The following is a 12,363-nucleotide window of genomic DNA, read 5'->3' as shown; positions in this document are numbered from 1 at the left end:
TGCATTCAGGTTAGGAGAAAATTCTACTTATGCCTGCATCGATTTTTCGGGGGGATTACCATATGTCAGATCAAGTCGCGACTAATACAGATTACCGTTGTTAGTGTGCTATTTTCATGCTTTGTTAGCAAAGATGGGGTGAATATCGACTTATTATTTTCCATTATTTGTATACTCCATATACAAAATCTTTTACCGAGCGATAGTTTCTTAACCCCGCAATCCCATCCTCAACATGTGCTGCCCAGGCTTTAATCATATCCTTCTGCGTCATCTGTGGATAAAGCATCTTCAAAACTAATTCTGTAGTCTGTAATGTCTCCCCAAGCCAGGTAATTTTATCCAGTACCAGCGTACCATCCAGCTTCTTACTATCTCGTTCAGGTGAATAGCGAAACTCACTCTCTACCGAGCGGAAAAAAGCCAGTCGGGCGGCAATATTCGGAGTGATCCCGGTATACCCTTTCAATTTTTTAAGCTGCTCTTCAGTCTGACGACTGAGCACCATTCGATTCGGGAGCATCAGACTGCCTCCTTGGTTAATTCCCAGAAATAACCGGGTTTCAGCGCCGATGATTTTGTATGCGCATTAAAAACAATCTCATAAGCGTGAGAGATATCATCACGCAATTGATCGACAAAATAACGCTCATCCACTTCCGTATCTGTAGACAGCAACACTACCTGATGACTGGCAAACGGGAAGTAGTGGTTAATCAGTTTATCTCTATGTTGAGAGTCTAAACGGCCCAGTGGAGTATCAATGATTACCGGCAAATCACGACCAGAAGTTTTTGCCAGCGCCTCAAGAATCGCAATCGCATAGATCTGTTTCTCTCCGGCAGAGAGCAGCTTGCGATTGATCACTGAGCCGTTTTCATCCACTAATTCCACATCAAACGTTTCAGGATTGATGTGTGCATTGAGCTGTAAATCTTCTTTACGAGCTAATTTACGGTAAGCACCTTCAAAATTCGCTGATAGCGTTTTCACCCTTGCTTGAGTTAAAAGTTCACTGTAGCGGTCAAGCAGGTTGATTGTTTCTTGGGCATTATTAAATGCACTATCGGAGTTATGTTGATTACGTGCCAGATCGTGTGTTTTTTGTACCTGACGAGCACAGTCCAGTTGCAGCTGTTTAGTTTGTTTAGCTTCTTCCAACAGCGAGCGATACTCCTGCCGTTTACTCTCGCGTTTACGGTCAAGTTCCCGAAGTTTTTCAAATATATCGATAAGTTGATCATCTTCCGGTGCACGAGCAATGTTTGCTGCGGCTTGCTCAAGCTGCTCTTCAACTTCAGCCAATTGGTTACGATAAAGATCAAAACGCTGCCACGCTTTCTTGCTGTCCTTTTCGATCGATTGTTGGATCATCCCAGCTTCGCGTTCGGAGATGTCAAATAACAGTTCCCCTTTGGGTTTCCCAGCCAGGTAATCTTTCAGATTATCTTCAATTGATTCGGCAGCAATTTTGCCAGTAGTTCCTGAGCGGAATGAAATATCATTTTTCAGCTGCGTAAGAAATTGAGTTAATTCTTTTTCAAAACTGTTCGCCTGCTTAATTTGTATCTCTGCACTAATTTGCTCAAGCAAAAGCTCTAAAGTCTTAGGTGCCAGAGCGTAAGGTAGTGAGCTATCGCATTCATGGCGCAATGCTTTTTCAAGGCGATCTTTTTCTTTTAACAGCGTGTCAACTTTCTGTTTCTCTTGTGCTTTTGTCTGAGCAAAAGCACCACCTTGCGCATTCAGAAGTCCTTCATATCGGTTGATTTCTTTTGATAGCAAATCAATTCGTATTTTGGCAAAATCAGCTTTTTCTAAAATATGCTCTGTCTGGAAAGCAAACCGCTTAACCTGTTCTTCAAGTTCAGCAAGCTTTAGTTGTTGGGAGTCTGCTAGTTGGCTGGATTGCTGACGCTTAACAAAGATCATCAAATCATTACGAAGTTTCGCGATGAGATCTAAACCTAACAAGCGACGTACGGCTGTACGCAAAACATTACCAGAGTCATCTTCAGCGAGCTCTGCAATTTTTTCACCATCAAAGAAGAACAAATCGGCAATTCCATGCGGAATTAATTCATTCAAGAACCCCTGGCATTGATCATAATCCAGCTCTTCAAGGAGTTGGTCATCTTGCTGGAGGGATAGTTTATCCTTTTTCCCTTTTTTCCATGTGCGCGTGACGGTAAACTCAGCTTCATGCCCGCCTTTGTTATAGGTGAAAACAAGTTCAATCGACGCTTCACTTGGCCGTTCATCAGTCGTAGATCCGTTGTGTATTAATGCGCTGAGTTCTTCAACATACTCTTGTTGTTGAGTTGCTGGGCCAAACGCTAACCGACCATACAATGCCAGGCGGATTGCAGACAGAATTGATGTTTTTCCTGCTCCGTTAAGCCCACCGAAAAGAACTATCGGACGTGGGTTATCATTGTTCTGGCGCTTTCTCGGAGCCAAATCAATGATATGAGTACCATTAAATACACGGAAATTACGCAATACCAGCTGTTTAATTAACACGTTCTTTTTCCTCACTGGTAAGCAGAGTCGGCTCACTCACTTCGGCAATTCTGCGCTGCAAGTTCTGTAGTTCGGCTTCCAATTTTGCTACTTCTACATGATGAATATCTCGGTCGTTCCGTTTCTGTAAGGTCTCTTGCTGCTGTTTAATTTCTTCGAGACTGCCCCAGTCTTGTTTCAAGATGGTGCCAAGTTTGTCGAAGATACCCTGACGACGGCTGAGTCCTTCCATAGAAACCTCAAGCTCAATCAGTTTCATAACCATCTCAGGAACCACCTCAAACCCTTGGGCGATCTGCTCAAGCAGTTCCGCATCACTAGCATTGAAACGTGACTGGTCGTCAATAACCCAGTCCAGGTCTTTCCCGTAAACGTCGCGATAAATACCTGGCAAAGTGTCGTACCAGTCCGGCTCATTAGGATCTTTCAGCCATTCCTGTCGAATAGCATGTAGCTCCGGCTGCGTAATTAACGTGATGGTATGGCCCTGATCGTTCAAATCACGCTCAATTTCCAACAAATCTTTAAGCCACTTCTGACGATATTTAAGCCAGTAAGGGCCGGGAACATGCTTGCGTTCCGCACTGATTTCTTCGCCATCCTTGGCATATTGATAACTCACTTTACCGGTACGGCGCTTATAGTTGCGGAACGTATCTTTATTCACGGGGTCGGTAGTAAATGCCAGCAGATCGCGATATTTCAGCAAAGGGGACATCCACTCTTCGCCATTCTTGATCAGACTTTCCATCGCTTTATCTTTGGTGACTACGGTACAGGTCCAGCAGCCAAAGCGGGAGTTACCACAGGAAGGGGTGCTCTCATCGATCACTAATGGGCACTCCCCCTGTGCTGAGGAGTCCATATATAGAGTCCAAAGAGGGCGGTTATTTCCTGCCCATGGACTTTCCCATTCATTGATATCATCAGGGGCATAGCGAAACGCACCGCGCAACAATTTCCATACGTCATCTACGTCCCAGCTATCGATAGGGGTATAGATAAATGCATTTGGCAATGTGGTATGTCTTGCGAGGCGTGAGCCATCAATTTTGTGCTTCGCTATCACCTGTGCGCGTGAAGCACTCTCGCTACTTCGTGAGCCTAGCACAACAATCACTTCATCAAACTGGCTCACCTTATCTTTAATAAAGTCACTAACCGGATTGATTTTCATTCTTTCTGTACACCAGCGGAAACTTCGCGTTGGAGCAGGATATCCTTTACCTAGCAGATTGACCCAGAAAGTTTCATTGGTTTTAGGTGTGACCGAATGCTGAGTTATTGGCAAGTTATTTCGCTTTGCGCCAGCCTCAATCTGCAACATTGTTTTTTTAATCAAATCAACCACTACTGGTGTTTCAACCAATGTATCTGATGATACTAAAAAAACATCTTTGTTGCGCATCTCAGGAGTTAGACCTAACAAGGCCAAATATACTAAGGTGATAACTGCTGATGAATCTTTACCACCGCTGTAGCCGATTACCCAAGGGCGTCTATCTGCGCAATAAATTCTCTGCACTTCAGAAACATATTCAGATAGGGGGCGTCCAGCAAATTGCTCGTTATTAATAAAATCTTCGTATTCAGCCAAATCAAAGGCCTGAACTAGTTTACTCATGATGCAACCATTTGAGCTTCGAGCTCCTGTTCTTCAGGAGAGAGAGGAAGGGATAATGCATTTTTAAGAGCATTACTAGTTAACTGGATAGCTGTGCTGGTTTTACTCAGCTTACCGTGCTGCATTGCACGTTTAATCAAATCTGGATTATTTCTTCGCCAGTTAAATGTTTTCAAATCAGTAATTTTCTCCTGCCATTGATCAGGATAATCTGTCAGAAGTGTATATCCTAGCTGCCCTAGAGCCTGCAAACCTATGCCATGTGCGTGAACATAGTCTTGTCTTAACTGGACCGGAGAAACTTCTTTCTTAGCAGCTAACTGCCAGTCCGGCATCACGTTAAAAACAGCCTGCCAGTAGCGTGTGGCAATTTGAGAACACTCTTCAAAATTGTCCTCTTTTGGCTCTTTACCTAATAGAGCACGAGTTGCCTGTTTAATACTACTCAATGTAAACAGCTTGTTTGAGCGTTGACTAATTCCTGATTTTTCTAATTCAGTCATTCCCAAAAATGGTTCCACGGACATGGCCAAGTAACGTGCCAAGTTTGAACTGATGTCACGGTGATCGTAAAGCGATGACAGTGATGGGCTAGGGCGGATAGCATATTTGTTCAAGTCAGCAAACATTTGTTGACTGCGTTTCAGACCTTCATCAACAAAAAACAGTACAGGGATGTTGTCCTGTCCCAATTCTGGACGGGCATCTAGAGCATCTTCGATCGCCTTGCGACGGTGCTGTCCATCATTTATGAGGATCTGCGCATCCATTGGAACACTTAAAGTACCTAAGTTGTTTGAGCCAGGAAACTCATCGAACTGAACATCAACTGCAATAGAGGCAGTTAGTGCTGAAAAAATGTAATCTTTAGGATTTTCAAGTAAATACTTAACCATTTCTGGAATGCGTGATTTATTTAGTGTACGTTGCGCACGTAGTTCAGGTGGTACGTCATTCCCGTCAAAACTGAAGATCTTGGGTATAATGCGCATCGGGCATGTAGCAATGTAGAAAGGGCGTCCAGCTTGTATGCCCCTTATAGCTGGAAACGAATAGCAGTAATCTGCATCTACACTAGCCATAACTATAATTCCATTAATCGCGTTTATCGGTTACGTGATATTTTACGTATCTCTAAGCGGGATTTATAGTATTTTATACGTAATTTTTTGCGTACTAGTGCTCATATTGCAGTGTAATTAAGTTGCAAAAAACATTAACTCAGTTGCGCAACTGGTGTGATCAGCCTTAACCTTCATCAATCTCTAACACACAAAATAGGGTAAGAGTTACTCTTCCAGACTTGGTTTCACACCAACCACCCAGATTCATCCCCAGCCCCCAACGGCAAATCCTCCCCAACGTCCCCAGCAAATACTCGACAAAAATTCTTACCTTAGTTCGCCGTCTGTTTTGTTGCAAACACCGCGCTCACCGGCATTGATCCCACTGCAAACTCCCTCAACACCGGCACCAACGCCCTGGAAGCCAAATCCGGTCCCGACAGTCAGGCCGGAAACTGCGTAATACCCAATCCCGCCAGCGCAACGGCGCGCTGTTGCTCACCATCATTACTCTGAAACCGCCCCTGAGGCATCAGCGTTATCGCCTTAGCGTGCCCATCCGCAAACCGCCACGGATGCATTCCGCGTCCGGCATTAAACGAGATGCACTGATGCTCACTCAGTTCAGCAGGTGAGGCGGGCACACCATACCTCGCCTGATAATCCGTGCTCGCCACCGTAATCAGCGGGCTATCGGCCAGTTTGCGTTGTGTCAGCGCCGAATCCTGCAGTTCGCCGTGGCGGATGGCGACATCGATATTCTCTTCAATCAAATCCACATGCCGCTCAGAGACGCGCAGTTCCACATTCAGCGCGGGAAAGCGCGTCAGCAGAGCGGGCAGGCGCGGCACGATGTAGAAACGGCCGAACACCGGTGCCACTGAGATACGCAGTGTACCTGCCGGTTCATCTGCGCCATAGTGACGTTTAATTCAAGCTGGTCGAATTTATCGCGCAGGCGCAGTGCGCCGTCTTAAAAGGTTCGGCCTGCGTCGGTTATGGCGATGCCGCGTGAGGAACGTTTCAGTAACGGGTGATTGAACTGCTTCTTTAGCGCGGCGATCTGTTTGCTGACCGCAGATTGCCAGTACCGGCTTCTTTAGCGGTACTATTGTAAGCATCCCTACAAAATGGACCATTCACTTTTAGAGATCTTCCGACATACTGACTATGTCCTTTGAGGAGATCACCATGCGCAAAGCCCGATTTACCGAACATCAGATCATTGCCGTTCTGAAGTCCGTTGAAGCTGGACGTACAGTCAAAGATGTTTGTCGTGAGGCGGGAATATTCGAGGCCTCGTATTACAACTGGAAAGCGAAGTTTGGTGGGATGGAGGCCTCTGATATCAAAAAGAAGAAAGATCTGGAGGACGAAAATCGCCGCCTGAAGCAGATGTTTGCCGACCTGAGTCTGGAATGCCGGGCGCTGAAAGACGTCATCGAAAAAAAGCTTTAAAACTAGCGATAAAGCGTGAGCTCATCAGCTATCTCACCACGGAGTTTACGATGAGCATACGCCAGGCATGCAGGACGTTATCGCTGAGCAGGACGGTTTTTCGCTACCAACCGGACACGCGGCGTGATGAACCGGTGATCCAGGTTTTGACTGAACTGGCCGAACGCTATCCCCGCTATGGCTTTAAGAAGCTTTTTCAGGTGCTTCGCAGGCAGGGCCACGTCTGTAACCACAAGCGCGTGCACCGGATTTACCGCCTGCTGAAACTGAATTTTCGGCGCAAGGGTAAACAACGCCTGCCGGTGCGAAATCCGGCTCCGCTGGCCACGCCGGAAGCACTCAACCAGAGCTGGTCGATTGACTTTATGCACGACGCCCTGACATGTGGCCGACGTTTTCGGACTTTCAACGTCGTGGATGATTTTAACCGCGAGGCTCTGGCGATAGAAATTGACCTGAATATCCCGGCGCAGCGGGTCGTTCGGGTGCTGGACAGGATAGTGGCAACCCGTGGATATCCGCTGAAAATGCGGATGGATAACGGTCCAGAACTGATATCACTGGCCTTGGCGCAATGGGCTGAAGACCACGGTGTGACTCTGGAGTTTATTAAGCCGGGTAAGCCAACGCAGAACGCCTTTATTGAACGATTTAACCGAACGTACCGGACAGAAATCCTGGATTTTTACCTGTTCAGAACGCTGAACGAAGCACGGGAAATCACGGAGCGCTGGGTGACGGAATACAACAGCGATCGGCCTCATTAATCCCTGAATAACCTGACGCCAGAAGAATATCGGCTGATGGCTGAGAAACCGGAAACCTCAAAAGTGTGTGGAACTAAAGCTGGGATACTTACACTATGCACGGATACAATGGAGAGATGAAAGCGGAAACGCCGCAGGCAGGGGTGGTTAAATATGGGTACGTTGCAAATCATGGATGGTGGGCACATCCACAACGGGGCGCAAACCGAGTAGATTGTTTCTAACCCAATCGATAAGTACATTCGAAGCGCTCTCTGGCCTATGAAATTTACTAAATTGCGATAAGAGATTCGTTACATCAATTTTTAGTTAAATGTCTTTTTGAACTTTGTGCTTCTTCAGCAATAAGTTCTCGGCAAACTACCAAATTGAGTTCAATAAACTCATCCCAAGTGTAGAAGTGAGCATAATTTCGATTAAACTGTAAATCGACACGGCAAATATCAGGACGATCCTCGTAGATGCTGCAGCCTTTACTGGTTGCGTCATAATGCTTACATGTTCCATCACCACGGTCCAGAAAATGAGTTTCTGAAGAGCGATTGACTCGTTGGCAACAAAGCCCGCATTGAACGCAAGGAAAGGGTGATAGGGTGCTATAGCATTGCATATATATCCCTCATTATGTGGCTCACGTTTGAACGTGAGCCTTAATTAATTTACTACGCGACGATATCATCCAAAGTGTCTTTTTTACCCTCAGCAATAGCCGTAATATCAATAATCCGCCGTTCCGTAGAAAGGACCAAATTGCCCGCTTGATCGAGAATCGGTGTATCAATCATTGCTTTCAGTAATTGCGCGTACTTTACAGACATAAATACGTTGTCTTTACACTCTTGAGGAAAGTCATGGAAGTTTTCGCCGTAGCTATCAAGGGCATTTTTCATGTCGTGAATGGTGCCGCGAAGACGGCCGCTTGCAAGAGAGAAGGTATTATTTGCTAGCGTGGTAACCTTTTGGATAGCTTGCAGTTTATGAACCATTAGCAGACCCTGATCACGGATTGTTTTTGCTTGTTCTAGATTGCTACGGGCATTATTCAGCGCTTCTTCACCTTTATTTCCCAAAATGTGACCAAAAATAGCCAATGCTGGGCCTGCCACAATGCCGCCAAGGACCATCATTCCCCCAGCCATGCCAAAACCACCCGTAGCCAGGGAACCACCACCTAGCCATGCCAGAGTGGCGTTTGTTGCTGCAACACCTGAGAGAGATGAAATCGCTGTTCCTGTGCTTGCGGTAGCCAGCAGCATCGTGCCGTTATAAGCACCAAATGCCAGCGCTGCGCCGCTTCCCATACCTGCACCCAAACCCAGACCTGCATCTTTAAGCATCTGGTAATCCTGCTTTAAACCAGACAAGGTGGTACCAGTAAAATCACCTGCGTTGAGTTTTTCCAGCTCTGTGCTTTGAGTCAGCTCAACGTTTTTAAGGCGACCAAAAGTACTGATGAACTCATTGATGACCCCATTGAACGCGCGTAATTTACGCTGGCCATAATCCTCAATAATTTTATTAGTAGATTCACGGCCAGACTCAATTTTTGAGCTAATATTATCAACCATGTGCTGTGCATTTTCATTTATATCTTTAGCATTACTATGATCTTTTGCGCCACTAACGCCTTTGACGAGACCATAAATACCACTTGCAACAGCTACAGTGCCAATGATAATGGGAATAGGCATGTTATTACTCCTTTATTCAAGAATGAGAGCGAGTGTTTTACTTAACTCATGATTTAATGATTCAGCGCTGCTTAATAAATCTTTAAATATAAAATCTGGTATTTTAAAGTGAAGTTGAATTTCTTTCAGAAGCATCCATTCAATATTTGATATTTTTCCATCTCTTAATGCGACCAGGAAAAGTTGGAAAATTATTATTTTTGGCGTTGTCAAATTATCTGTTTTAACATTATCAAGAAGTGTTTTCAGTACGGAGATTGCAGCTTGAATGCGACTTTCAGGTGCGTCGATTTTGGCCAGGGGATAAACCTTAAGTTTCTCAATTAAATTTAATTCTGCAGATTTATTTAGTAGTCCAAACCCGCTTAATCCACCAAAAAGAACAGGTGGGAAATTTTTAACTCCAGGGTGCAAACCTGGCGAAAACTGTTCCATCTCTTCAAGTATTTCACATTCCAGCGGATCTTTCTGGATTGTTAGCTTATTAAGATCAGAGTCGGAAGTAAGTTCATCCTTCGTTTTTCCATCCCATAACAATGGGTTGTCAGAAAGTGCGAGGAGTCTGGCAAGCTCAATGAGCAGTGGTTTTTTTTCATCTGGTAGCATTTTAATTAACATGAAAATTATTCCTTCACAACATTAGAGGTTTATCTGAAGCCATAAATCCTTCGAACTCAGACATTGACTGAAACTCCAGTTGAGTTCCTAGTAAAGTGGCAAAATCATTAATCGAAAAAACAAGGTCATTAACGTTTTCATAACCACCAGATGTGACTTTGAAAAGATGTTGGATGTTTTTACGAAGCTGTGGGATTTCTCGAGCAGTAAATTCATCCAACAATTTTTGCTCATGTGCGATAGATGCGCGTGCTGCAGTTTGAATCTTTTTAATATGTTCCAAACGTTCTTTTGAAAGTACAGCGCCGCGAGCAGCATCAAGTGCACTTTTATAAAACATGGATGAAAGTGTGTAACCAATCATGCCGCCAATTGCAGCTCCTACTACCGGAATAGGAATGGCAATCTGCCCCAGGGCTGCCATCATTCCACTAGAAAGCATTCCAGACCCTTTTTCTCCAATCTCATGAAGCAACTCTGCTTCGTTAATTTCATCATTGAAATAACGATTGATTGACATCCCAAGTGACAAGCAAATATTTACCGCAAGTGCAGGCGCTGACGTTTTGGCAACTGCACGTAATAGATGGCTTTCTGATTGCTGTAGCCCTGCCTTAATTGCTGAACCCGAGAACGAGGTTAGATAACTCAGTGCAGCGGCGTTAGAGGTGTCTACAATAATATCTTCAACGGCTTCATTCAGAGCCTTCTTTTGCTGTGCAACATTAAATATGTTGACGACTAATGAAATCGCGCTGCCTACAATAGCTCCTGATTTTGCCCCTTCTAAGCCTGCGCGGTGGCTAGTACGTGCAATATCCATTGCTGTTGCGATTGTTGGATGCTCGCGATAAAAAATGGCTTGATCTGTCGATATTCCGCTGTCACTAATGTCGTTAGCAAGACGATCGTAATTATCTGCTTCCCTACGAAATTTATCTGCAACATCCTGCTTTCCAACGGTTTCAACTTTATTCGCTTGCTCACGCAATTCTGTTGCTCGCTTGCGGCAGTGTTCCGCAGCCCCTTCATATTGTTCAGATGGTAGTTTAAGTTTGATGCCTTGGTAGCGGCTAAACTTACCATCCTCTAGAGCAATATCTTTAAACAGCTGATCACGGTTACCGACGAACTTCATTTGGCTTTGTGATCCTTCAACAATCACACCATTATCATGCTTCACACGATCTACAACATTATGATTACGACCATATTCGGGTAAATCATCGCTGCGAATTGTCTGTATAGGATCTTTATTAATAATCGCTTCTGCATTGTCACGGCTTGTGGTTGCAATTTCGGCCGAAAAACCCGCCTGTTGCTTGGTATTTTGTGCCGAGTAATCAGGATTTACTTTGTGCCTTGCAACTTCTGCCAAGCCTTTAGCAAATTTTTTCCCTGTTTCAATATCAATACCACTATAACCTTTCAGGTATTCTGCGCTCGCGCTGCCAAAACGCTTAACTACTTCATCTTGAGCTAACGCTGTAACGGTACGAATTCGATCGCTGGAGATTTCATTCCTGTGCTTTTGCTGCATATCAACACTTGAAATATTTAAAGCATCTCTTTCATTTTTCTTCATGATAGTTCCCAAGTATGCTTATTAGAATCTGATTAATATCAGCAATATTATTAAGACGATTTATCGTTCACTGTCGGCACCCGTTTTACATCACTCACCGCATCACCAAACGCGGCCAAAAACCATTTCAGCATCGCGCTATCAACCACGGTGGCGGAAATTTCTAGGCGTTCTTCACCAATTTCCCGATGTGTTTGATCGGTTGATAGCGGAGATTCAATCAGGTGGAGTCCAGCAGTGCGGTCAATTTCAAAAGTAAGGAAAATCATTTGCCCTTCACCAAATCCAAAGCGGCCGTCATCGTCATATTTTTTTAAGTTGAATTCGGCTGGTCGTTCGAAGGTAAAGGTGCTGACGCTCGCGGAAAGGATGCGGTTGAGCGCCAGACTGCGCTCGTTGTTGTAACCTTCGAAGCGGCAAACCAGATAGAGGCGAGGCCCTTGCTGCGCCAATCCCAATGGCATCACTGTGTTTTCGCTTTCTTTGCCGCCCGCATTGCGATAAGTGATGCGTAGTAAGTGATTGAGATACAGCGCCTCACTGACGGATTCAAACACACCTTCAGCGATGGGGGGCGGCAGTAATGGCTGGCTGGTTGCCACGATACGCACTTTATCCGGCCACTCCGCTTCCAGGCGGGTAGGGCCGTTGTCATGCAAATTACGCTGCGCCTGGGTAAACAACCCGGTCATGGATTTAATCAGTCGGGTCGGCAAAATAGGTTTTAGATGCGCTTCCGCCATCGCCAATAGCAACGACTCTTGCGGCGTCAGCATCGGAAGTGAGACGCCACTTGAATTTTCAAGCCAGCGATAGCCATAAGGGCGGTTGCGGTCGTCGCGCTCGATATCAAAATGGTCGCAAAGCATCTCCAGATTACGCTGAATGGTCCTTACATCGCGCTCGATTCCAGCATGCTGTAGCTGCTCATGAAGCTCTTTTGCCGTGATTTTTCTGCCGCGAGGAATACGGCGCAGAAGCTCAAGAGCGAGCACGGTGGTCTCAATGGTTTCAGGTCTTTTAGCCATTTTGA

10 protein-coding genes and 2 pseudogenes are annotated in these 12,363 nt (G+C 45.2%); 1 reads left to right on the top strand and 11 read right to left on the bottom strand.

Annotated elements, in window-relative coordinates; translation table 11 throughout:
* Positions 1-163 precede the first annotated feature (163 nt).
* The 6 genes and pseudogenes from dndE to FD737_RS24100 form a co-directional block, all read right to left on the bottom strand.
* Positions 164-523, bottom strand: coding sequence for a DNA sulfur modification protein DndE (gene dndE, locus FD737_RS02755; RefSeq protein WP_160832647.1), 360 nt, complete (start codon positions 521-523; stop codon positions 164-166).
* Positions 523-2,523 (bottom strand): DNA sulfur modification protein DndD, encoded by a 2,001-nt coding sequence (gene dndD, locus FD737_RS02750; protein WP_160832646.1) that lies wholly within the window; start codon positions 2,521-2,523, stop codon positions 523-525. The genes dndE and dndD overlap by 1 nt, the downstream gene beginning before the upstream one ends.
* Complete coding sequence (gene dndC, locus FD737_RS02745) at positions 2,513-4,147, bottom strand: DNA phosphorothioation system sulfurtransferase DndC (RefSeq protein ID WP_160832645.1); 1,635 nt, start codon at positions 4,145-4,147, stop codon at positions 2,513-2,515. The genes dndD and dndC overlap by 11 nt, the downstream gene beginning before the upstream one ends.
* Positions 4,144-5,229, bottom strand: a complete 1,086-nt coding sequence (dndB, locus tag FD737_RS02740; RefSeq protein WP_160832644.1) for a DNA sulfur modification protein DndB — start codon at positions 5,227-5,229, stop codon at positions 4,144-4,146. Before dndB ends, dndC begins: the two co-directional genes overlap by 4 nt.
* Before the next feature lie 425 nt (positions 5,230-5,654).
* Positions 5,655-6,143 (bottom strand): substrate binding domain-containing protein, encoded by a 489-nt coding sequence (locus tag FD737_RS02735; protein ID WP_370522989.1) that lies wholly within the window; start codon positions 6,141-6,143, stop codon positions 5,655-5,657.
* Positions 6,144-6,184: 41 nt separating this feature from the next.
* Positions 6,185-6,283: pseudogene (locus FD737_RS24100) on the bottom strand (LysR family transcriptional regulator); the annotation flags it as partial.
* A 119-nt stretch (positions 6,284-6,402) separates the two neighbouring features.
* On the opposite strand from FD737_RS24100, the pseudogene FD737_RS02725 reads away from it, so the two are divergent.
* Positions 6,403-7,433 (top strand): annotated as a pseudogene (locus FD737_RS02725) (IS3 family transposase); the annotation flags it as partial.
* A 301-nt stretch (positions 7,434-7,734) separates the two neighbouring features.
* Here FD737_RS02725 and FD737_RS02720 read toward each other — a convergent pair.
* Genes FD737_RS02720 through FD737_RS02700 form a run of 5 tightly spaced genes read right to left on the bottom strand, consistent with a single transcriptional unit; the run spans position 7,735 to position 12,358 of the window.
* The gene (locus FD737_RS02720) at positions 7,735-8,046 is read right to left on the bottom strand and encodes a YkgJ family cysteine cluster protein (RefSeq protein ID WP_160832641.1); all 312 of its coding nucleotides are present in this window, start codon (positions 8,044-8,046) and stop codon (positions 7,735-7,737) included.
* 52 nt (positions 8,047-8,098) lie between these two features.
* Positions 8,099-9,127, bottom strand: a complete 1,029-nt coding sequence (locus FD737_RS02715) for a hypothetical protein (RefSeq protein WP_160832640.1) — start codon at positions 9,125-9,127, stop codon at positions 8,099-8,101.
* Between the two features lie 12 nt (positions 9,128-9,139).
* Positions 9,140-9,745 (bottom strand): hypothetical protein, encoded by a 606-nt coding sequence (locus FD737_RS02710; protein WP_034828248.1) that lies wholly within the window; start codon positions 9,743-9,745, stop codon positions 9,140-9,142.
* 13 nt (positions 9,746-9,758) lie between these two features.
* Positions 9,759-11,330 (bottom strand): hypothetical protein, encoded by a 1,572-nt coding sequence (locus tag FD737_RS02705; RefSeq protein ID WP_160832639.1) that lies wholly within the window; start codon positions 11,328-11,330, stop codon positions 9,759-9,761.
* Positions 11,331-11,380: 50 nt separating this feature from the next.
* Complete coding sequence (locus FD737_RS02700; protein WP_160832638.1) at positions 11,381-12,358, bottom strand: YafY family protein; 978 nt, start codon at positions 12,356-12,358, stop codon at positions 11,381-11,383.
* Between the last annotated feature and the right edge of the window lie 5 nt (positions 12,359-12,363).

Origin of the sequence: Pantoea sp. Seng (assembly GCF_009829935.1) — a bacterium.
GTDB classification, from domain to species: Bacteria; Pseudomonadota; Gammaproteobacteria; order Enterobacterales; family Enterobacteriaceae; genus Pantoea; species Pantoea communis.
The sequence above is the reverse complement of the archived record's forward strand: the minus strand, read 5'-3'. Positions and strand labels throughout refer to the sequence as shown.

Bases quoted from the DNA above. Each gene is read 5' to 3' on its own strand.
- FD737_RS02715 (WP_160832640.1), bottom strand. From the start codon at position 9,127: ATGCCTATTCCCATTATCATTGGCACTGTAGCTGTTGCAAGTGGTATT.
- FD737_RS02720 (WP_160832641.1), bottom strand. From the start codon at position 8,046: ATGCAATGCTATAGCACCCTATCACCCTTTCCTTGCGTTCAATGCGGG.
- dndE (WP_160832647.1), bottom strand. From the start codon at position 523: ATGCTCCCGAATCGAATGGTGCTCAGTCGTCAGACTGAAGAGCAGCTT.
- FD737_RS02710 (WP_034828248.1), bottom strand. From the start codon at position 9,745: ATGTTAATTAAAATGCTACCAGATGAAAAAAAACCACTGCTCATTGAG.
- FD737_RS02700 (WP_160832638.1), bottom strand. From the start codon at position 12,358: ATGGCTAAAAGACCTGAAACCATTGAGACCACCGTGCTCGCTCTTGAG.
- dndB (WP_160832644.1), bottom strand. From the start codon at position 5,229: ATGGCTAGTGTAGATGCAGATTACTGCTATTCGTTTCCAGCTATAAGG.
- FD737_RS02705 (WP_160832639.1), bottom strand. From the start codon at position 11,330: ATGAAGAAAAATGAAAGAGATGCTTTAAATATTTCAAGTGTTGATATG.
- dndC (WP_160832645.1), bottom strand. From the start codon at position 4,147: ATGAGTAAACTAGTTCAGGCCTTTGATTTGGCTGAATACGAAGATTTT.